Annotated in this window: 16 protein-coding genes; 7 read left to right on the forward strand and 9 right to left on the reverse strand. The window is 62.1% G+C overall.

What is annotated here, in order from left to right:
* Positions 1-379 precede the first annotated feature (379 nt).
* From H7687_RS21510 to H7687_RS21520, 3 genes are all read left to right on the forward strand, one after another.
* The gene (locus H7687_RS21510; RefSeq protein WP_183351294.1) at positions 380-874 is read left to right on the forward strand and encodes a cytochrome P460 family protein; all 495 of its coding nucleotides are present in this window, start codon (positions 380-382) and stop codon (positions 872-874) included.
* Between the two features lie 273 nt (positions 875-1147).
* Positions 1148-3814, forward strand: a complete 2667-nt coding sequence (locus H7687_RS21515; protein WP_183351295.1) for a putative bifunctional diguanylate cyclase/phosphodiesterase — start codon at positions 1148-1150, stop codon at positions 3812-3814.
* A 357-nt stretch (positions 3815-4171) separates the two neighbouring features.
* Positions 4172-7336, forward strand: a complete 3165-nt coding sequence (locus H7687_RS21520) for a PocR ligand-binding domain-containing protein (protein ID WP_183351297.1) — start codon at positions 4172-4174, stop codon at positions 7334-7336.
* Positions 7337-7360: 24 nt separating this feature from the next.
* On the opposite strand, the gene H7687_RS21525 is transcribed toward H7687_RS21520, so the two are convergent.
* Positions 7361-7690 (reverse strand): hypothetical protein, encoded by a 330-nt coding sequence (locus H7687_RS21525; RefSeq protein WP_183351299.1) that lies wholly within the window; start codon positions 7688-7690, stop codon positions 7361-7363.
* 584 nt (positions 7691-8274) lie between these two features.
* Between H7687_RS21525 and H7687_RS21530 the strand changes: the two genes are divergently transcribed.
* Entirely contained in the window at positions 8275-8997 is a 723-nt protein-coding gene (locus H7687_RS21530) for a YkgJ family cysteine cluster protein (protein WP_183351302.1), read from the forward strand.
* A gap of 129 nt (positions 8998-9126) precedes the next feature.
* On the opposite strand, the gene H7687_RS21535 is transcribed toward H7687_RS21530, so the two are convergent.
* The gene (locus tag H7687_RS21535; RefSeq protein ID WP_183351304.1) at positions 9127-11748 is read right to left on the reverse strand and encodes a CHASE domain-containing protein; all 2622 of its coding nucleotides are present in this window, start codon (positions 11746-11748) and stop codon (positions 9127-9129) included.
* Positions 11749-12120: 372 nt separating this feature from the next.
* Here H7687_RS21535 and H7687_RS21540 point away from each other — a divergent pair, with 372 nt between their 5' ends.
* From H7687_RS21540 to H7687_RS21550, 3 genes are all read left to right on the forward strand, one after another.
* On the forward strand, positions 12121-12603 hold the full coding sequence (locus tag H7687_RS21540) for a VOC family protein (RefSeq protein WP_183351306.1): 483 nt from the start codon (positions 12121-12123) through the stop codon (positions 12601-12603).
* 199 nt (positions 12604-12802) lie between these two features.
* Positions 12803-13108 carry a hypothetical protein gene (locus tag H7687_RS21545; RefSeq protein ID WP_183351309.1) on the forward strand — a complete coding sequence of 102 codons (306 nt, stop codon included), beginning with the start codon at positions 12803-12805 and terminating at the stop codon, positions 13106-13108.
* A gap of 30 nt (positions 13109-13138) precedes the next feature.
* The gene (locus H7687_RS21550) at positions 13139-13996 is read left to right on the forward strand and encodes an SDR family NAD(P)-dependent oxidoreductase (protein WP_183351311.1); all 858 of its coding nucleotides are present in this window, start codon (positions 13139-13141) and stop codon (positions 13994-13996) included.
* Positions 13997-14191: 195 nt separating this feature from the next.
* Here the strand turns inward: H7687_RS21550 and H7687_RS21555 are convergent, their stop codons facing one another.
* The 7 genes from H7687_RS21555 to H7687_RS21585 all read right to left on the reverse strand — a co-directional run bounded on the left by H7687_RS21555 (position 14192) and on the right by H7687_RS21585 (position 20573).
* Positions 14192-14446 (reverse strand): DUF6504 family protein, encoded by a 255-nt coding sequence (locus H7687_RS21555; protein ID WP_246405062.1) that lies wholly within the window; start codon positions 14444-14446, stop codon positions 14192-14194.
* 63 nt (positions 14447-14509) lie between these two features.
* Positions 14510-15007: a peroxiredoxin family protein gene (locus H7687_RS21560; protein WP_183351313.1), complete on the reverse strand. Its 498-nt coding sequence runs from the start codon at positions 15005-15007 to the stop codon at positions 14510-14512.
* A gap of 134 nt (positions 15008-15141) precedes the next feature.
* The gene (locus tag H7687_RS21565) at positions 15142-15723 is read right to left on the reverse strand and encodes a PEP-CTERM sorting domain-containing protein (RefSeq protein WP_183351315.1); all 582 of its coding nucleotides are present in this window, start codon (positions 15721-15723) and stop codon (positions 15142-15144) included.
* 244 nt (positions 15724-15967) lie between these two features.
* A complete protein-coding gene (locus H7687_RS21570; protein WP_183351317.1) occupies positions 15968-17413 on the reverse strand; it encodes a lipase maturation factor family protein in 1446 nt (481 codons plus the stop codon).
* Between the two features lie 100 nt (positions 17414-17513).
* On the reverse strand, positions 17514-18938 hold the full coding sequence (locus H7687_RS21575) for a phytoene desaturase family protein (RefSeq protein ID WP_183351319.1): 1425 nt from the start codon (positions 18936-18938) through the stop codon (positions 17514-17516).
* 184 nt (positions 18939-19122) lie between these two features.
* Positions 19123-20052, reverse strand: coding sequence for a class I SAM-dependent methyltransferase (locus H7687_RS21580; protein WP_183351321.1), 930 nt, complete (start codon positions 20050-20052; stop codon positions 19123-19125).
* A gap of 227 nt (positions 20053-20279) precedes the next feature.
* Positions 20280-20573 carry a MoaD/ThiS family protein gene (locus tag H7687_RS21585; RefSeq protein WP_183351323.1) on the reverse strand — a complete coding sequence of 98 codons (294 nt, stop codon included), beginning with the start codon at positions 20571-20573 and terminating at the stop codon, positions 20280-20282.
* Positions 20574-20890 lie beyond the last annotated feature (317 nt).

The following is a 20890-nucleotide window of genomic DNA, read 5'->3' on the forward strand; positions in this document are numbered from 1 at the left end:
TCGGGCTGTGAAGAAGAGGACATGGCGTTTTACGCTTTGCGACGGGCTCGAACCCAAGACGCGAACAAACTGCCATGTCCCGGAACAGAAAATCTAGCTGCTTGATCGTAAACATACAAGACGCAAAGGCGCAAAGAAACCTTAAGACGGTCACAACGAGGCGAATCAGCCAAGCCTACCGAGATCACAGGCTTCTTTCTACAGAGTTCGCCGAAGTTGCGGCATGGCGCTGTGCCACAGCCGGCAGATTTAGATCCTGACGTCTTTACGCATGCGAACTTTTTGCTATTGTTTCCGGGTCGGCTGTGTCTGGTGGACCCGATTTGACTGCTTTCCTATGTCAGGTGCATGCTCACCATCTTGCATGAAGGAGGACGCTATGAGGAAAAAGTTGGTTGTCTGTGTCGCAGTCCTGTCGCTTGCAGGTTCGGTCGTCGCCGCCGATCGCCCGGTAGCTCCCAACGGCATCGCGCTGTATCCCGACTACCTCTCCTGGAAGGTGGTCGCTCCCTCGTACCGGGAGGACAAGGGGCAGATCAGGGTGATAACGGGGAATGAGACCGCGGTGGCCGGCCTCAAGGCGGGAAAGAAGCCGCTTCCCGACGGCAGCGTGCTGGCCAAGGTGGCCTGGAAGGCGGAAAAACACCCGAACTTCCCCGTGGCGACCGAGCCTGGGGCGTTCGTGCAGGTCGAGTTCATGGTGAAGGACGCCAAGAAGTACAAGGAGACGGGAGGGTGGGGCTTCGCTCGTTTCGTCGGCAACACGCTGCAGCCGTACGGCAAGGATACAAGCTTCGTGGCGGAATGCTTCGGCTGCCACACGCCGGTGGCGGGCAATGATTACCTGTTCACCAAGATGGTCACGACGCCGTAAGGCACAAAGGCAAATCCCCCCTGTCCCCCCTTTCGCAAAGGGGGGGACGCTTCTTCACGTGGAATCCCTTGTGGCAGCAGATTCCAGCGTCCTTGATGCTCCCAAAACCTTCACACGTGGCGAAACGATACGGATTTTGCGGATATCCGGTTAACATGATTCATGAATATAGGAATTTCTTGCTATGAGCAGATCTGCGTGATATAAAACTTTCCAGTTTCAAATAAGACAAAAAAGGTCCTGTTTAAATTGGAAAACGCATCCTGTATCACCATGGAAGAAAAGTTTGAAGTCCCGGAGCTGGAATGCAGTGCGCCGTCAGCAACGCAGAGCCGCGGTTTCCGGCTCTCGCTGCGCACCTTCATCCTGGCATCGTCCCTCGCCGTCTCCTTCATCAGCTTCGCTTTCGTCCTCGTCATTACTTCCGTTGTCTATCTCGACACCGTCAAACGCAGCGCCACCAGACTTGCCTACGACCAGGCACAGCAGGTTCATCGCTCGATTCCTTTGCTGATGGGGAAGGGGGCCACCCGGCAGGAACTCCTGAGCTTCTACAACACGCCGCGCGGGTCGGGTGCGCTGGGGAATCATTCAGTGGAGCTGTATCGCACCCCGGTCGTGGAGGCGCTGTACGGGCGGATCGAGCTTGCCGCCGACGCGGGCGTGGAACAGGTCTTCAGAAGCGGCACCGTACTGGAACGGGGCGAGGGGCGGGTGGTGGAGGCGATCTTTCCTCTCTTCGCCACCAAAAACTGCCTCGCCTGTCACGGCAACGCCCGCACGGGAAGCCTGCTCGGCGCGCTCAAGGTACGCCAGGACATCGGGCCGATGCTGCGGCAGGCCAGGCAGAAACTGTTCTTCCTCTTCCTTGTGCTTTCCCCGATCCCGGTGCTGATGGCGCTGTTCATCGCGCGCCTGGTCAACGCCCGGGTGGTTCCCTCCATCAACGAGCTCGGCGACAAGGTGATGCAGGTGAACAGCATCCGCGACCTGACCCGTCTCGAATTTTCCGACGTCGCCCCGGGCTTCACCGAACTGGACCGCATCTTCGGCGAGGTGTCCAAGCTGGTGGACAAGATCCGGGCGGTTTCGGTGGACAAGGAGATCCTGGAGCTGGAGATCCAGATGCTGGAGAAGTTCATCATCACGTCCGAGGTGATCCGGGACTGGAAGGAGCACGTCGCCTGCCTCCTGCTCGAGATCAACCAGGTGGTGGACGCCTACATGCTGTTCTGCATCTTCCAGGTCGGCGAGGAACTGTACGACATCGAGATCTTCTGGCGCTCCCAGCCCAGCGAGGCGACCAAGAAGCAGGTGGAACAGGAGGTGCTGCGCAAGATCAGGACCGAAAACGCCCGCCTCGCGGACAGCTCGGCGCTGCAGGTGATCCACAATATCGCAGCCGACCCGACGCCGCTCGCCCTGGAGCAGGGGGACCTGGACCTGCAGACAAAATCACTGATCCTCGATTCCCCGCAGATAGGTGGGGTGGTCGGGATCGGGGTCCAGTCGGAATCGGCCTGGAACACGACCCGCGGCCTGGTGATCGACAGCATCCTGACCACGCTGCTGAACGTGATCGGCTCCATCAAGGCGATCCACAAGTACACCAAGGACCTGGAATACTACGCCACCCGCGATCCCCTCACCAACCTGTTCAACCAGCGGGTGTTCTGGGAGCTGATCTCCTACGAGATCGGACGGGCCGACCGGCACGGCTACAGCTTCGCACTGCTGGTGATCGACCTGGACAACTTCAAGCACATCAACGACACCTGGGGGCACGCCATCGGCGACCGCTACCTGGCCGCCTTTGCCGACGCGGTCCAGTACGCCCTGCGCAAGGGGGACATCTTCGCCCGCTACGGCGGCGACGAGTTCGTCATCCTGCTCCCCGAGGCGGACGAGGAACAGGCGGCGCTGGTGGCGGCGAGGATCAGGAACATCACCGAGGACCTCTACGTGGCCACCCCGGATGCGGCCAAGGCCAGGGCCACCGCGTCCATAGGGCTTGCCATGTTCCCGCTGCACGCGGTGACCGAGAAGGACCTGTTCCTGTTCGCGGACAACATGACCTACAAGGCCAAGGGGGAAGGGAAAAACCGGGTCAGCATCCCGACTCCCGAGGACGTGGTGGAAGTGTTCCGCATGGTCGGGGAAAAGGCGAGGATGGTGCAGGAGGCGGTGGATGGGCGCAAGGTGATCCCGTACTTCCAGCCCATCGTCGCGCTGGGACCGGGCAAGCCCCAGTGCTGCGAGGTGCTGTGCCGCATCGAGTTGAAGGGGGAGGTGATCGCCGCCGGCGAGTTCATCGAGACGGCAGAAAGTCTGGGCATCGTGGGACGACTGGACGCGATCCTCCTGGAAAAGGCCTTCGCCATGGTCGAGGAGCAGGGGTACCAGGGGAACCTGTTCGTGAACCTTTCCCCGAAATCGATGATCATGAGCGAGTTCCTGCCCAACATCATCCGCCTCGCGGACAGGTACCACATCGACCGCAGCAGGGTGGTGTTCGAACTGACCGAGCGGGAGACGGTGAAGAACCTGACCCTGCTGGAGAAATTCGTCTACGACCTCAAGTCGCAGGGGTTCAAGTTCGCCATCGACGATTTCGGCTCGGGCTTCTCCTCGTTCCAGTACATTCGGCAGTTCCCCATCGATTACGTGAAGATCGAGGGGGTCTTCGTCAGGAACATGCTCAACGACTACCGTGACATGGCGTTCGTGAAGACCCTGGCCATGCTGGCCAAGGAGTTCAACATCAGCACCATCGCCGAGTACATCGAGTCGGAGGAAATCCTGGAGGCGGTGCAGAGCGTGGGCATCGACTACGCCCAGGGCTTCCACCTGGGCCGCCCGGCGCCGCAACTTGGAGACACAAAAAGACAAGAGGCTATTAACAGGGATAAAAGGAATAAAGGGGATAAAGCATTTGGATAAAACCGAGGGAAAAGCAGTTACGAAATGTACGCCAAGTGCGCGCGAAGATCGCGAAAAAGGAGTTTGGTCGTTATTCCAAAGCCTCCTTGGCGTTCTCTGCGGATACCCAGCGTTCTTCGCGCTACTGCTTTTGAGGTATCACTGAATCTTTTGTTCTCGGCCTTTATCCCCTGTATCCCCTTCATCCCTGTGAATAACTGATTGATTTTCTCCTGTCAGAAAAAGCGAATTCTCTTTACGAGTTCGCTTTTTTTGTTATCTTATCTTGGGCCTTCATTAACATATCCCGCAGCTTGTGCCAGTCTTTGAGACAGTAAGGTATTTGCCATGAGTGTCACTTTGACCAAAGGACCGGGTATGCTCCGACTTCTCATCCTCATCGTATGCCTCCTCTCCTGTGTCGCCAAGGCACCGGCCGCCGATTACTCCCAGAAAATACTCGTTGTTGGCAGCGAGGAAAACTTCCCTCCCTTCTCCACCGGCAGTACCGACGAAACCGCCGGCGGCTTCGCGGTGGAACTCTGGAAAGAGGTCGCCCGGGAGGTGGGGCTCAAATACACCATGAGGGTCCGACCGTGGGGGCAACTGCTCCAGGAGTTCAGGGAGGGCAAGGTCGACGTACTGGTCAACATCGCTACTTCCGCCGAACGGCATCGCTACACCGATTTCAGCGTCCCCCACGTCACGGTCAACGGCGCCATCTTCGTGCGCAAGGGGGATTCCCGCATCAACTCGGAGGCGGACCTGGCGGGAAAGTCCATCATCGTGTTCAAATCGGACCTGGCTCACGAATACGCGGTGTCCAAGGGGTGGCAAAAGCAACTGGTGCTGGTCAACGACGCCCGGGAAGGGCTGCAGCTTCTGGCTTCGGGCAAGCACGACGCCATGCTGCTCAGCAAACTGGCCGGGCTGCAGACGCTGCGGGAGCTGCACATCGACAATGTCCGGGCGCTGGACGCCAAGGCCGGCTACGCCCAGAAATTCACCTTCGGCGTGAGCAAGGGGGAGTCGGACCTGCTGGCCGCGCTGAATGAGGGGCTGGCGCTGACCAAGGCGGACGGCGACTACGACGCGCTGTACCAGAAGTGGTTCGGGGTCTACGAGACCAAGGAGCCGACCTTCCGGGACATGCTGAAATACCTGCTTCCCTTCGCGCTGCTGGTCGCGTGCGTTGCCGCCTATTTCTTCTACCGGCGCAGCCGCGAACGCAAGGAATCCGAGGCTGCCTTGCGGGAAAGCAAGCTGCGCCTGGACACCATCCTCGACAACGTCGGCGCCTACATCTTCATAAAGGACACCCAGTATCGCTACACCTACGCCAACCGCAAGGTCTGCGAGTTGTTCGGCCAGCCCGAGGAGGAGATCGTGGGCAAGACCGACGCCGCGTTCTTCTCACCGGAATCGGTCCGGGAGATCATTGTCAGCGACCGTCCGGTGCTCGAAGAGGGGCAGACGGTCAAAAGGGAAGAAACGAACCTCGCTGCCGAGAACGAGCAGCCGCGCAGCTACTGGACGGTAAAGCTGCCGCTCAGGGACGCGGAGGGGGCCATATACGGCCTTTGCGGCATTTCCACCGACATCACCGAGTTAAAGCAGCTCGAAGACGAACTGAAGAAAAAAGGTGTCGAGCTCGAGGAACAGTTGGCGGAGCGGGAACTCACCCAGGAGGCGCTGCAGGAACAGACGGCGCTGCTCGAAGAGCAGACCGCAGTGCTGGAGGAGGAGGTCGAGGAGCGGCGCAGGGCCGAGGTCGCGCTCAAGGAGAGCGAGGAGACGGTCCGGCACAAACTGAAGGCGATCCTGGAGCCGGAAGGGGACATCGGCGCCCTGGAGTTGTCGGACATCATCGATACCGAGATGCTGCAGACCATGATGGAGGACTTCTACCGGATCACCGGGATGCTGGGGGCGGTGCTCGATGTCTCGGGCAAGGTGCTGGTCGCGGTAGGGTGGCAGGATATCTGCACCAAGTTCCACCGGGTCCATCCCGACGCCTGCAAGAACTGCCTGGAAAGCGACACCGTGCTGACCAAGGGGGTGGCGGTGGGAACCCACAAGCTGTACCGCTGCAAGAACAACATGTGGGACATGGTGACGCCGATCGAGGTGGGGGGCAAGCATGTCGGCAACGTCTTCATCGGGCAGTTCTTCTACGAGGACGATCCCCCCGACGTTGAACTGTTCCGGGAGCAGGCAAGGCGCTACGGCTTCGACGAGAAGGAGTACCTGGCCGCGCTGGAACGGGTGCCGCGCTTCACCAGGGAAACGGCGGAAGCCGGGATGAAATTCTACGCCGAACTCACCAAGGTGATTTCCACGCTCAGTTTCAGTTCGATCAAGCTGTCCCGGATACTTGCCGAGCGCATCCATCTCGAAGAGCAGTTGCGGCAGTCGCAGAAGATGGAGGCGGTGGGGCAGCTGGCCGGCGGCGTCGCACACGACTTCAACAACATCCTGCAGGTGATCACCGGCTACGCCAACCTGCTCAGCATGAAGGACAGCCTCGGCAGCAAAGAGCAGGAATGGGTGGGGCACATCCTGTCCTCGGCGGATAGGGCGGCCCAACTTACCAAGGGGCTGCTGGCGTTCAGCCGCAAGCAGGTCATCCAGCTGGAACCCGTCGACCTGAACGAGGTCATCGAGAACTTCGAGAAATTCATCCTGAGGATCATCGGCGAGGACATCCACCTGAAGACGGTAACCTACGGCGACCAGCTCATCGTGCACGCCGACGTGGGGCAGCTCGAGCAGGTGCTGATCAACCTGGCCACCAACGCGCGTGATTCCATGCCCAGGGGAGGGATGCTCACCATCGAGACGGGGCTGCAGGCGGTGGAGGCGCCCATCGACCACGAGTCGGAGCGGGCAGAATCGGGAAACTACGCGGTAGTGACCGTGTCCGACAGCGGCAGCGGCATGGAAGAGGAAACCCGCAAACGGATGTTCGAACCTTTCTACACCACCAAGGAGGTCGGCAAAGGGACCGGCCTCGGCATGGCCATCGTCTACGGCATCGTCAAGCAGCACAGCGGCATCATAAACGTCTACAGCGAGCCCGGGCACGGGACCACCTTCAGGATCTACCTGCCGCTGCAGCAGCCCGAACCCTGCGAAGCGTATGTCCAGGACGTGCAGGAACAGACACCGGTCGGCGGCAATGAAACCATTCTGCTGGCTGAGGACGATGCGGACGTGCGCCGGCTCGTCGTCTCCATCCTGAGCCAGTACGGCTACCAGGTGATCCAGGCAGTGGACGGGCAGGATGTGGTTGAGCAGTTTGTCGCCAACAAGGAAAAGGTGGCATTGATCCTCATGGACATGATCATGCCGAAGAAGAACGGCAAGGAGGCCTACGAGGAGATCTCGCGGCTGCAGCCCGGGGTGAAGGTGCTCTATTCGAGCGGGTATACCGCGGACTTCATCCAGAACAGGGGGGTGTCGGAAGAGGGGATCGAGCTGATCATGAAACCGGTGCAGCCGATGGAGTTGCTGCGCAAGGTCAGGGGGATGCTGGACCGTTGATGAGGCAAAGGGCGCCGGACCGGTTCACCTGCGTGAGGGCGGCGGTGGTTGCAGCACGGCGTCCTGCTTTTGTGCGCGGTTGGCGGCGCGGCTCTTCATCTGGTCGCGCTCCTTTTCCACCTTGGCGTTCCAGAGCTGCTCATAGGTGGTGGCGCAGGTGTAAAAGCAGTATGTCGAGGCGCCATTGGCATAGTTCGCCTTCAGCCTTTCATACTGCTCCACCTTGGCCCGCAGCTCGCTTATCGGCATGCTGAGCAGGTCCTCGTACTCGATACGCTGGCATTCGCAGTCGGCAGCGTAGGTCGGAATGTGCGCACTCAGCAGCAGTAGCAGTGACAGAACAAGCTTTTTCATCGGTGTTCCTCCCGGGTGAAGGGATTGGGTGTTAACGGTAGTTAATGGTAGCAAGCATGCCAGGTTCCGCAAGCTGAGGTTGGGAGCCGAGGGGGGCGGCTCTTTTGCCAAGGCAAATCCCCCCTGTCCCCGTTTTGTCAAGGGGGGGACGCGAGGGCTCGGGCGGCGCTGCGTGGCAAAGACGGTACTCACCTGTTTTCCTGGTTCCCAAGCTCCAGCTTGGGAACACCATATGGCGCAAAGCTCCAGCTTTGCATCCGAGGGAGAGGCTTTGCGTTCCCAAGGCGGACCTTGGGAACGAGATCAACTCTCGCTTCCTAGAATTCCTGCCATGTCTGCCCGATCAACCCCTGCCTGTTCCAGCACCTTCTGTTTCGATCAACTCCTGGCGCTTTACAACTCACGGCGCTTCCAACAGCTCCTGCTTGCCCTATCCGGCACGATATGCTATGTGCTCACATGCAGTGCGGGGCGCCGGCGGGACAATGACGGCACCGATGGCACCGATGGCACCAATGGGACCAATTGGACTAATAGCAACCGCACGAGAACCTGGCCCGAAATGGCGGCGGCGAAAGGATGTCATGACTCAAAGCAGCGAGACCTTGAAACAACTGCTCGACCAGGCAAAGCAGCAGCAAATGTTCCTGGAAATGTTCGTCCGCTCCTGGGGCGACGACTACCGCTTGGGCGGCGGCGCTGTTTTCTGCGGCAAGGGATGCCGCAACTGCTGCAGCCTCGCGGTCCACACCGGCTTCGCCGAGGCCCTGGCGGTGGCGGGGCAACTGAACCGGGAAAAGGAAAGTGCGGTCGAGCGCTACGCGCTCACGTTGCGGGAACTGGTAGGGGGGGTAAAGGAACTGCCGCAGTACCTGCGCCTGCACCGGGACGCCATGGGCGGGTGTCCGCTTTTGAACGACGACGGGGCCTGCAGCGTCTATCCGGTCCGGCCGCTGACCTGCCGTTCGCTCATCTCAACCCGTGAAAGTGTCTGGTGCGGCGCCGACTTCAGCAAGATCGCCCCGGAGGAGCGGGAGGCCTTCGTGGCGGGACTCGATCGCAAGGTGGTCTCTTTCCCGAGCCACTATGTGGCCGTGCTCCAGGAAAGCGGCAAGGAATTGGAGGAGGCGGGGGCGCAACAGATGAGGTCGCTGCTCGGCTTCGCGCTCTACGGCAACCTCGGGGTGCTGGTACATCTGTGCCGGGCGCATGACCTGGCAGGTGCAGCTTTGCAGGGGCGCGGGGAGGCGGAGCGCGTCATCGCCGAAGCGGGGTTCGATCATCCGTTGCTGGTGACGGTTTCGTAGGAGGGGACCGGCTCCGCCTGGTGCCTGTCCCCCTTGGCTTTTGGGAAGGTGGCTGAGTTGAAAGAGCGTTCCGCTAGAGGGACAGGCACCTGACGGAGCCTGTCCCTTCTGCTTGCCGGGGCACGTGCATCAGGATGCCTTGCGCATCACTTCCCTGAGGGCTTTCAGCGTGTAGGGCTTCTGGATGAAGCCGGCGAGCGCACGGTCATCGAATTTCTGCACCACGTCCTGCTCGCTGAAGCCGCTGGACATGATCACCTGTACCTTGGGGTCGACGAGCTGCAACTGCCGGAAGCACTCCTCGCCATCCATCCCGGGCATGGTGAGGTCGAGTATCACCGCCTTGACGTCGGGATTGTCCCGGTACAGCGACAAGGCTTCCTCACCACCCGAGGCGGCAATGGGGGCATAACCGAGCTCGATGAGCATCCGGGTGCCGATGTTGCGCACCGTCTCTTCGTCGTCCACCAGCAGTATCTTTCCTTCTCCCCGCCAGTCGTCCTGCACCGGCTCCGCCTGGACCGGTTCGGGGACGGGTTCGCTCACCGGCAGCAGCACCTTGAACGTGGTGCCGTGCCCCGGCTCGCTGTAGATCCGGATCCCCCCCCGGTGCCCCCGGACGATGCCGTGTACCGCGGCCAGGCCGAGACCGCGGCCGGTGAACTTGGTCGTGAAGAAGGGATCGAAGATCTTGGGCACCACCTCCGCATCCATGCCGCTGCCGTTGTCCACCACCTCGAAGAAGACGTGGGGCCCTTCCGACATGTTTTCGCCCAGGGTGAGCCCCTTGACACTGTCCCGGTCCAGGTTTACCGAACCGGTGCGGATGGTGATCTTCCCTCTTTGTTCCCCCATGCTTTCGCCGGCGTTCTGCACCAGGTTCATCAGTATCTGGCGCATCTGGGTGAGGTCCGCCTCCACCGCGGGAAGCGGGCGGGCCAGGTCGAGTTTTATGTCGGCGTTGCCGGCCGAGGTTTCCAGCACATGGCGCAGGTCCTCTATGAGCCGGTTCAGGTCCGCCTTCTCGACCAGGAACCTTCCCTTGCCGGAATAGGCCAGCATCTGCTTGGCGAGGTAGGCGGCACGATTGGCGGCCGTTTCTATGTTCTTGAGGTTCGTCGTGATGGGGGAATCCTCGGGGAGCTTCATCAGCGACAGGTCGACGTTGCCGATGATGGCCATGAGGATGTTGTTGAAGTCATGGGCGATCCCGCCGGCAAGAACCCCCAGGCTCTCCATCTTCTGGGCATGCAGCAACTGCTGTTCGTAACGGACCCGTTCTTCTTCGGCCTTCTTGCGCTCGGTGATGTCCTGGCCGACCCCCTGTACCTCGACGAGCCGCCCCTCTTCGTCGAAGATGCCCCTGTTGGTCCATTGATGCCAGAGCAGGCTGGAACCGGGGCCGAAGAACGCCAGTTCCCCGGTGTCGGTCGGGTGCTCGGGACTCAATGCACCCAGGAAATCCAGCACCTGCGAGCGGTACTCGGGGAGCAGGAACTCGAGGAAATTCTTCCCCGCCATCTCGGCCTGGGCCATGTGGGCATCTTTGGCCAGGGCGGGGTTGACGTAGGTGAGCGTACCGTCGGGAAGATAGGTACAGATATAGGCGGGGCTGTCCTCGGAAATCTTGCGGTAGCGCTCTTGGCTTTCTCTCAGTGCCTGGGCAGCCCGGATGGCGCTGGTGTGGGCGTGGCGCAGCATGAAGGCGATCACGGTGAGCAGGGCGCTGACGACGAGCCCCCCCACTAGGTAGCTGCGCGACTGGCTTTTGCCCTGCTCCAGCGCGAAATTCGGCAGCGACTGGAAGGTGAACAGCCATTGGCGACCGAACTTCGTCACGGTGCGGCTGCTCTGGAAAAGAGGGGGGGTGCCCTGGGGGAGTGGGACCTTCCAGTCGGCGATGCTGTCGAAAAGCAGGGTGTCGGTGCTGACCCTGTTCTCGGTGTAGATCCGGAAGGCTATTCCTTGCGGCGGCCTCGGGAAGGTGGCGGACATGAAGTCCCTGATGCGGATCGGGCTGTAGGCCCAGCCTTTCAGTGCGTCCCTGCGCTGCTCCGGCGTCGCGGCCGGCCGCGTCCCGTCATAGACCGGGAGGTACATGAGCACCCCTTTCTGGCGGTCGGTCTCGGTCTCCTGCACCAGGAAAACGGGGTTGGTGAGGGCGGCATCCCCGGTGTCGCGCGCCTTGGCCATGGCGTTGTGGCGGTTGGCCTCGGAGAACATGTCGTAGCCGAAGGCCCGCTGGTTGCGCCAGTCGAATGGTTCCAGGTAGATGATGGCGGAGTAGACGGGGCGCTCGCCCTCGGGCCAGATCCGGTAGGTGGGGAAGCCTTCGCTCCGCATGCGCCGGACATGGCGATCCTTGTCCTCGGGGCGCACCACCTCGGCGAAACCGAGCCCCTGCAGGCCGGGGTAGTTCCGGTCCAGGGCGAGCGATAACGTGAAACGGTGCCACTCGTTGCGGGTGACGCTTTCGCTGGCGTTGAACAGCCCCGCCGCTCCGCGCAGGACCTGCTCGTCATCGATCATGCGGTTCATGAACCGGTCCACGATTTCGACGCTCTTGTCCTGGAAGGCGGTCTGGAAGCGGGAAGTGAGGCTACGGTCGTACTGGCGCCAGAAGAAGAGGGTCATGAGCAGCGACAGCGTCAGCACCAGGTAGGGGAGCAGGTTGACGGCTCTTCCCCAGTAGGAAACGCCGCGCAGGGGCAACGCGGCAGTTTCAATCGGCTGAACGCTCTCGGTCGGCATCGGTGTCCCCGCTGTAGTCACCTTTGTGGTCACGACCCACGACGGTGATCGTCCTGGCGGCTCGCTCACGTGTAGGTCCTCCGGCCTGAGGCCGGGATGTATAACTTTACAGGACTTTTTCCCGAATTCAACGCGCGCCGCGCCGGACCACCGGGTAGCACCGCGCTCACCCGGGGGACGCGCCCAGGCCGCCGGGCCGGACGGTGTCACGCAGCGAGAGAGCTAGTACGGTTTCTGGATCAGCGACAACGAGAATGAGGCTACCCCCTTCATCCCTGTTAGCTTCGGGGTCGGCTATTGACATCGCTGGGTCCGAATCCTATCCTGAGAAGGTCGGGCCGTGATAAATGCCTGACTAATAGGAGGTTTGTCATGACAAAAGCCATACCGGAAGGGTTTCACAGTGTGACACCAATGTTCATGTTCAAGGACTGCCGCAAAGCGATCGACTTTTACAAGAACGCCTTCGGCGCCGTAGAGAGATACGCCATGCCGGGACCGAACGGGGGGATCATGCACGCCGAAGTCATGGTGGGCGATTCCATCATCATGATGGGGGACGAGTTCCCGGGCGAAAACTGCAAGAGCGCGGAAACCCTGGGAGGGTCGCCGATCAGCTTCTACCTGTACGTGGAGAACGTGGACGGGGCCTTCAGGCGCGCGCTGGAAGCGGGAGCCATCGAGAAGATGGAGGTCCAGGACATGTTCTGGGGAGACCGGGCCGGGTCGCTGCAGGATCCGTTCGGCTACAACTGGATGCTGGCGACCCACACCAGGGACCTGAGCCCGGAAGAGATCAGGGAAGGCGCCAAGGCGGCCTTCGCACAGCAGGTACCCGGGGAAATAAAGTCGTAAAGGGAACAGTGATTATCTTCCGCTACCGGAGAGAGGGCGCGTGGCAGAAGGGACAGGCTCCGTCAGGTGCCTGTCCCTTTGGCGCAACGCTTCTTTCAGCACAGCCACCGTCCCCAAGCAGCAAGGGGACACAGAAAAGGGGGCAGGCACCTGGCGGAGCCTGTCCCCGATAATCACGAGGAAAGAGAAAAGGTTCATCATGAAAAGCATGTTCCACTTAATCGCCATCACCGCGCTCATGGGAGCGCAACTCGCCGGCGCCGAAACGAACTGGTACGCAGGGGACGAGCGTTGCCGGCCGCCCAAGGACGACGGCACCTACTCGGCGCCCTACGATGCCAAAGAACATCCCGGCGACTTTCCGACCTTCCCCGGCGCCGACAAGCCGGGGTGGTTCTGCAGCTATCAGCGGGAGGACGGGGTCATGGTGCAGTACGGCAACAGCATGACCCCGCAACAGCAGTGGCTGGCGGTGTGGGCCGCCGGCGCCAACAGCATGGACTAGGAGCAGTAGGCCTCAACGAGGAGGTCCGCCATGAAAGACCTGGAAGGATACGTCATTTTGATCACCGGTGCGACCGACGGCCTGGGTGAAAAGGTCGCCACCGATTTCGCCGCCCTGGGGGCGACGTTGTTGTTGCACGGCAGGGACCCGGAGAAAGGGCGGCGGGTAACCGACGCCATCAAAGAGACCACCGGCAGCGACCGGCTGCACTACTACAATGCCGACCTTTCCTCGCTGGCCGAGGTTGAGGCGTTGGCCGACGCCATCGCGGCCGACTGGCGCGGGCTGGACGTCCTGATCAACAATGCCGGCGTCGGCGCGGGGCCCGATCCCAAGCGGCGCGAGCTGTGCCGGGACGGCTTCGAACTGCGCTTCGCGGTCAACTACCTGGCGCCGTTTTTGCTCAGTTACCGGCTACTGCCGCTGTTGCGCCTTCGTGCCGAAGAGGTGGGAGCCGCGCGCATCGTGAACGTGGCTTCGGTTGCCCAGCAGGATCTGGACTTCGACGACGTGATGCTGGAAAAGGGGTACGACGGCATGCGCGCCTATGCCCAGAGCAAGCTGGCGCTGATCATGTTCAGCTTCGACCTGGCGCACGAACTGGCGGGAACCGGTATCACGGTCAACGCGATGCATCCGGCGTCGCTCATGGATACCAAGATGGTGCGGGAGTGGTTCGGAGCGGCACGGACCACGGTGGAGGAAGGGGCGCGCTACCTGGAGCGGTTGGCGGTGGACGACGAGTTGCAGGGGAAGACGGGACTCTACTTCGACCAGGGGAATCCCAAACGGGCGGCGGAACAGGCCTACGAAGAAGACGCGCGCCGCCGGCTCAGGGAGTTGACTTTGAAATGGATCAGCCTGCGGGGACAAGAAGCAAAGACGTAAAACCCTTATCCAACGCAAAGCCGCAAAGAATAGCAAATCTCACAAAGGTAAACTTGGCTGGAGATGATTTTCTGCTACTCCCTCTCCCCCCGGGAGAGGGTGCCCAACGGGCGGGTGAGGGCTCTGCCGGCTGCGATTACTTGCTCTGGGCAACGCCCTCACCCTAGCCCTCTCCCAGGGGGAGAGGGGATGTGTTCATTCCTCCCGGGGCGCCACCAGTTCCCAGCGGTCTTCATTCAGGTCGTGCCGGAGCAGGTGCTGCCCACCCTCCTGCACCAGCACCTTGAAGTAGTTGCCGTCCTGGTCGTACCAACGGTCGACGATGTCGATCACGTGATACCTCTGCTCCCGCCAGGTGAACGCGGTGGGGCGCTCGTCGGCCTTGTAACCGGCATAGCAGGTGACGGCCACCGGCTCTCCCAATCGCTTTTCCCCCGGGTTCTCTGCCATGGTTGCAGTTCCTCCTGCCGTTCACTCGTGCTCCGCGCGTCCGTTACCATGCCTGGCTGAACCTCAGATCTGCGCCTCCTGCTGCAGCTTGGTGATCTGTGCCAGGAGCTTGCCGGTATCGGGGAAGCCGCGCTGGATGTGACGGATGATGCCTGCCTTGTCGATGACGAAGGTGGCGCGACCGGCGCCGTAGAGCTTCTGCACTGTGCCCTTTTCGTCGGCCAGAAGCGGGAAGGTGAGGCCGTGCTCCCGGGCAAATTCCTGATGGGTCGCTGTGGTGTCGCTGCTCACGCCCAGGACCTGGGCGTCCTGCTTCTCAAAAAGGGAGAGCTCTTTTTGAAAAGCCTGCATCTCGCTGGTTCAGACCGGCGTGAAGTCCGCGTAGTAAAAGGCGAGCAGCACGTACTTCTTGCCGGCGTAGTCGGCGAGGCGCACCGTGCCGTGGGGCGAGTCCGCCTCGAACTCCGGCGCCTTTTCCCCCACCCGCGGCAGCCGGGAACCGATACTGCCGATGGCGGCGAGCGCCGACGTTGCCATGCTTCCCAGGATCGATCTTCTCATTTTCATCCCTCCCATTGAATGTCCAGACAGTGCGCCGCAAGCGGCGCCACCACGCGAGTGTACCAGAAAACACAAAAAAACCAGCTTCCTTTGCGGGAAACTGGCGGGAAACGACTGCAGTGGCTATGGCTCTGTTACCTGTGTGCGTTTTTCCTGCGCCGCCAGGTGGCGCCGCACATGCCGGCGCAACCGATGGCTAACAGCAGCGCCGTCGAGGGCTCGGGGACGGGGCTCGGGGCGCACTTGATGGACACGGTCCAGGTCCCGTCGTTGAAATTGCGGCCGAAGTCCGCTCCGTACATGCCGACGTCATAGGAACCGTCGGGGGAGTTCTCGGAATAGACGGTGTTCCCGGTGCCGTCGGGGGTGTCGGAGAGCCAGATCCACCAGCCGTAGGGGGTGCCGTCCGCCTTCAGGCCGTCGAATATCTGCAACTCGCTGTACCCGCTATTGGTCAGGTTCATGGTCTGGTAGCCGTCCGACATGATGAAGGAGATCATCTCCGAACTCTGGTTTCCGGCGGAACCCCGCTCGCCGAAACTCAGGGGATGGTCGGTGAGCAGCGAGATGGTGACGTGGTTGGCGGGAGTGTAGGTGGGCCCGCTGCACCAGTCGAAGGGGAGCCCGATGTACTCGTAATCGTAGAGATGGGCGTGCGACGATAGCGGCATGAGCGACAGCACCACAACTGCGGCGGCGAGAAGCTTGGTCTTCATGTAGGACCTCCTTTGCTGCTGTCAGTCGTGCACCGATACTGAGATTATATTTTTCCAAGAAAATTGCGGCAACGGATAAGGTGTTAAACGGCGCGGAGGCCGTCGTTAATAAGGGAGGCGGGGGCGGAGGTGAGGCAGCTGGGGGGGGCGAATGATTATTCGCCCCTACAGGGATTCGTGCGATCCGGGAGGGGGACAGGCACCTGCGGAGCCAGTCCCCGGGGGGCGGGGGGGGAAGCGGCGGTCAGCCTGCCACCTTCCTTTGATACCTTTCCAGCACCTGCTTCAACACGGGGTGCTCCAGGGAAACCGGGACCAGGTACTCTCCGACCAGTTCCCGGCGCCACCACTGCTTGTCGCCGAAGTTGTAGCGGTAGTACAGGGCGCGGATGAAACGCGGCGGGGCATCGGGGAAGGGATTGTGGCGCAGCAGCGCCAGGGTCTGTTGATCCCCCTGGAGCAGCTTGATGACGAGGTGCACGAACCAGCGCGAGTGTCCACCCTGGGACGGCATCGCCTCGAACCACATCAGCCAGTCCAGGCGCAGGTGGTAGGGCGCGATGAAGGGGGGCATGCGCGAGGGATCGCCCGGTTTGCCGCGGAACTCGTACGCCTGCCAGGCCGCCTCTTCCCAGGCGTGCTCCGCCTGGGTCCCTTCCAGCACGATCTCGTAGCGTTCCCTGGTGATGCTGCCGAAGGCGCCGTAGGTATTGACCAGGTGAAACGGGTCGAACGAGGTGTTCATGATCTGCCGCTTGGAGAAGAGGTTGCGGGCCGGCTCGACGCTTTTGGCGGCGACCAGGAGCACCACCCCCCAAGTGAGCGCCTGGAACAGCGGCGGCTGGGGGAGCATCGGTCCGGGGCGCACGTCGAGCAGGTTGGCGATGAAGGATCCGTCCAGGGGACTGAAACAGATGACCGCGGTGAGCCAGTTGAGCCAGGCGAAGTTGCCGCTGACGATGATGGAGAGCAGGAAGAGCAGCGCGCCTGCCGCGGCGATGCCGGCCACCGGCTGGGGGAGGAAGAAGAGGAAGGGGAGCACCAGTTCGGCCAGGTGGTTGAAGAGCACCCCCGCCTTGTGCACCGGCGCGGGAAGGCGGTGGAAGAGGCGGCTGAGCGGGTTGGGCATGGGCTGGGTCTCGAAGTGGTAGTCGAGGCAGGTCAGGTCATGCCAGCAGCTGTCGCCGCGCAGCTTGATCATGCCGGCGCCGAACATGATGCGGAAGGCGAGCCAGCGGTAGAGCCAAATCACCGCCCACGAAGGCTCTGCGCCGGAAGGGCCGAGGAAAACGGCGAGAAAGCCCGCCTCCAGGAGCAGCGACTCCCAGCCGAAGGCGTAGAAGGTCTGCCCGATGTTGACGAAGGAGAGATAAAAGACCCAGAGCAGGAACCAGACCGTCATGGAAAGGAGGGTGCCGCCGGCATCGGAGAGGCCGGTGACTGCGGCAAGGGACAACAAGACGCCGGAGAGGGCGATGGCGAGGTAGGCGTGGTCGCCGCGCACGAAGTAGAAGAGGCTCGGGGCATCGCGGAAGGGGACCAGGCGCATGAAGGGGAGGGCGGGTTCCAGGCCGCGGTCTCCGCACAGGGCGCGGAACTGGTTGCAGGCGACCAGGAAACCCATCAGGTAGATGACGCCCAGTCCCCGTAGCAGCATGAGGCGGATGATCCAGTAACCGTCGTCACTCATAAGGCCTCCGCGGGAAATGTCAGAAGCGGTTGCGCGAACAAATCCCCCCTGCCCCCCCTTCACAAAGGGGGGAACTCTGGGGCGCGTGGCCGCTTTTGACTTACTTCAAGTCCCTGAGTGCCAGGCTGGCGGCGTGGTAGCCGCACATGCCGTGCACGCCTCCGCCGGGGGGCGTCCCCGAGGAGCAGAGGTAAACGCCGGGAAGCGGGGTCCGGTACGGTGCCAGCAGTTTGGGGCGGGCCAGGAACTGACGCAGGTCCTGTACGCCGCCGTTGATGTCCCCTCCTATGATGTTGGCATTGTAGTGTTCGTACTGCAGGCAGTTGCGGGTGTGGCGGCCGAGGACGAGGTCGCGGAATCCCGGGGCGAAGCGCTCTATCTGCGCTTCGATCCGCGCGGTCATGTCTACCGTGGAGCCGTGGGGGACGTGGCAGTAGGCCCAGGCGATGTGCTTTCCCTGCGGCGCCCGCGAGGGATCGATCAGGGTGGGCTGCGCCACCAGCACGAAGGGTCGCTCGGGGTGGACGCCGCGCCAGACCTCGGCCTCGCCGGCGGTGACGTCTTCAGCGGTGCCGCCGACATGAACGGTGGCGGAGTGCCGGCAGTCGGCTGCGGTCCAGGGGATGGGGCCGTCCAGGGCCCAGTCGATTTTGAAGACGCCCGGGCCGTAGCGGTAGCGCTGCAGCCGGCGCTGGTATGCCGCCGGCAGGTGCGGCCCGGCAATGGCCTCCAACTGGCGCTCGGTGACGTCCAGCATGACGATGCGGGCGGCGGGGAGGTCGGCGAGGCTTTTCACCTGGCACCCGGTGACGAGCTCGCCCCCCAGCGAGCGGAGGTAGGTCGCCAGGGCGGCGGCGAGGCTCTGCGAGCCTCCCCTGGCGACCGGCCAACCGGCCACGTGACCGAGCGTGCCGAGGATGAGGCCGAAGGCCGAGGTGAGCGGATGCTGCAGGGGGAGGAAGGCGTGCGCCGACATGCCGCAGAAGAGGGCGCGGGCGGGGGCTTCCTTGAAGGAGAACCGGGCCAGTTGGTGCGCCGGGAGCAGCGCCCTGATGCCGAAAAGCGCGGTGGCCACGGGGTGCCGGGGGAAGTGCAGCGGCGCCAGCAGGTCTGGGGCAAGATCGTCCCAGCGCTCCACCAGCGGTTGAAAAAGGCGGCGGTAGGAGGGGCCGTCCTTGCCTAAGAGCGACGAGGTGGCATCGAGGTCGCGCAGCAGCAGGGCGGCCTCCCCGTCGGGGAGAGGGTGGGCCAGTTGCACCTCCGGGTAGATCCATTCCAGGCCGTACTCGGAGAGGGGTAATGTTTTGAAGAAGGGGGATGCGACGCCCAGCGGGTGGATGGCGGAACAGACATCGTGCAGGAAACCGGGGAGGGTGAGCTCTTCGCTGCGGGTGCCGCCGCCGATGGTGGGGGCGCCTTCCACAACGGTGACCGAGAGGCCGGCCCTGGCCAGGGTGACGGCGGCGGCCAGGCCGTTGGGGCCGGAACCGACTACCACGGCATCCATGTCACTTCCCTTCGCCATCGTGGCATCCTCACAGCCGGAATGAAAACACGAGGTTCAAGTCTAACAAACACCAAACCATTGGCCACGGAGAAAATCTGAGGAAATCTGAGAAAAGCAAAAAGACGAGGACAAACCTCTCACACGGAGGAAATCTGAGGACATCTGAGAAAGACAGAGGCGGAGAAAGAAAGAGGCGGAGGGATCAGCGGACGGCGAGAAGGGTCTCACTGGTGAAGGTTTCGCAGTGGTTGCGGTGGGACCGCATGTGCCATGGCACGGAAACGGCCTCGGCGATACGCCAGGGGGGAGCGAGAATCTTTCCCTTCCCCTGCAACAGGGCGCGGATGTTGTCGATCGCCCTGCCCGCATAGGGGCCGGTCGCGGTGCCGCCCAACCACCTCTCCTCGGGGATGTCACTGCTGGTCCAGGAGAAGGGTGACGCCAACAGGAATCTGGCGTCGCGCTCGCTGCTGACGCGGTTCATCTCGTAGAGGTGGGCGAGGGGATATCCCACCCGGTCCAACACGTTCAGCGAGGATACTTGTCGGAAACTTCCCTTGGCAAAGGGCAACCGCAGGGCGTCGGCGACGACGAACTCGACACGGTCGGAAGGGAGCGACTCGGGCAGGACGATCTCGAAGGTCTCGCGCAGGTTCCCTTCCAGGGGAAGTGAGTACTTCAGCCTGCGGTCGCGGGCCAGGCGGCGGGCGGTCTTGACGAAGCTGAGCGACAGGTCGCAACCGACGGCGGGACCGCCGGACGCGAGTTCGAAGACGATCCTCCCCACGGAGCAGCCGGCGTCGAGCGATGTGCCGAAGGATCGGGCCAGGGCGCATGTCCACGCAGTGACCGCGGCGGTGTTGCCGCCAACGCTGTGCAGGTCGGCGTAGTGGCTCCAGAGATAGCGGTTCAGGGTCTCGCTGTCCTCGTAGCGCCAGTGCCCTTCGTTTTCCGCACCGGGAATGAGCATGGCAACGCCGTCCTCGATGGGAAAACGGCGCCCGCACCCCGGGCAGATGAGGTGGCCGTCGACGATGTCGTCCCCGGTCTGCCGGCGGGCCGACAGCTCCAGCCGGTGCTCCTTCGGGAGGCAGGTGGGACAGATGAGATCAGGGAGAAGAAACTCTTTCATGGGGTGCAACGGTAGCACATCGTGAAACAGGATCAAAGACGCAAAACCATTGGCCACGGAGAAAATCTGAGGAAATCTGAGAAAAGCAGAGGCGAACCGCAAACCCTTCACAGGGAGGAAATCTGAGGAAATCTGAGAAAACGAAACGGGAGAGGAAAAGCAAAGGGTTTTTCAGAGGGGGGAGGCGCCGGCCGCCCCTCATCTAGGGGCGGCGGCTCACGGGAACACTACTTGTGGGCGTGACGGATGCCGAGCATCATACGGCCGGGACCGGGGACCCCGGTGGGGACAAAGGCAACCTGGTCGCCGGGATGCACCTCGTGGTCCAGGGCATACGCCTTGTGATTGACGAACACCGCCTCGATCTTCTCCATGGGAAGACCGAGATCCCGGGCGATGGCTGCCGCGGAACATCCTTCCTCGGGAACCGCCACCTCGGCCTGGGAAGGAAGACCATGGTCTTTCCTGAAGGTGTGCAGCAGGCCGAACATCCGTACCGTCGTGTTTGCTCTCGATGACATGTCTGACTCCTCTCTTTGTTGTGACATTGCGGGCGGTGCTTCACCGTTTCATGCTGCAACCTGCCGGGAGTGAGGCATCGGTCCGTTGGTCGAACGATCGTTCGGCAAAAAGTTTACACTATAATGGCGGGGATGGGAAGTGGGAGGGAGTGGGAATTATGGGAGTGATGGGAATGAATGGGAGTCATGGGAAGAATGGGAGTCATGGGAAGGCACGAGAGAATGGGGGAGACTGTGAAGACTGTCAAGACTGGGAAGGGGGCGTCGGGAAAGGGGAGTTGCGGGCCGGGAGGCCCGCAACTGGTTTTCGGCTAAGG

It is taken from the genome of Geomonas paludis, assembly GCF_014193585.1.
Classification (GTDB): Bacteria; Desulfobacterota; Desulfuromonadia; order Geobacterales; family Geobacteraceae; genus Geomonas; species Geomonas paludis.

Coding starts and splice junctions, on each gene's coding strand:
- H7687_RS21520 (WP_183351297.1), top strand. CDS start 4,172: ATGCTCCGACTTCTCATCCTCATCGTATGCCTCCTCTCCTGTGTCGCC.
- H7687_RS21585 (WP_183351323.1), bottom strand. CDS start 20,573: ATGTCATCGAGAGCAAACACGACGGTACGGATGTTCGGCCTGCTGCAC.
- H7687_RS21575 (WP_183351319.1), bottom strand. CDS start 18,938: ATGGCGAAGGGAAGTGACATGGATGCCGTGGTAGTCGGTTCCGGCCCC.
- H7687_RS21535 (WP_183351304.1), bottom strand. CDS start 11,748: ATGCCGACCGAGAGCGTTCAGCCGATTGAAACTGCCGCGTTGCCCCTG.
- H7687_RS21510 (WP_183351294.1), top strand. CDS start 380: ATGAGGAAAAAGTTGGTTGTCTGTGTCGCAGTCCTGTCGCTTGCAGGT.
- H7687_RS21570 (WP_183351317.1), bottom strand. CDS start 17,413: ATGAGTGACGACGGTTACTGGATCATCCGCCTCATGCTGCTACGGGGA.
- H7687_RS21565 (WP_183351315.1), bottom strand. CDS start 15,723: ATGAAGACCAAGCTTCTCGCCGCCGCAGTTGTGGTGCTGTCGCTCATG.
- H7687_RS21555 (WP_246405062.1), bottom strand. CDS start 14,446: ATGGCAGAGAACCCGGGGGAAAAGCGATTGGGAGAGCCGGTGGCCGTC.
- H7687_RS21550 (WP_183351311.1), top strand. CDS start 13,139: ATGAAAGACCTGGAAGGATACGTCATTTTGATCACCGGTGCGACCGAC.
- H7687_RS21545 (WP_183351309.1), top strand. CDS start 12,803: ATGAAAAGCATGTTCCACTTAATCGCCATCACCGCGCTCATGGGAGCG.
- H7687_RS21515 (WP_183351295.1), top strand. CDS start 1,148: ATGGAAGAAAAGTTTGAAGTCCCGGAGCTGGAATGCAGTGCGCCGTCA.
- H7687_RS21530 (WP_183351302.1), top strand. CDS start 8,275: ATGACTCAAAGCAGCGAGACCTTGAAACAACTGCTCGACCAGGCAAAG.
- H7687_RS21580 (WP_183351321.1), bottom strand. CDS start 20,052: ATGAAAGAGTTTCTTCTCCCTGATCTCATCTGTCCCACCTGCCTCCCG.
- H7687_RS21540 (WP_183351306.1), top strand. CDS start 12,121: ATGACAAAAGCCATACCGGAAGGGTTTCACAGTGTGACACCAATGTTC.
- H7687_RS21525 (WP_183351299.1), bottom strand. CDS start 7,690: ATGAAAAAGCTTGTTCTGTCACTGCTACTGCTGCTGAGTGCGCACATT.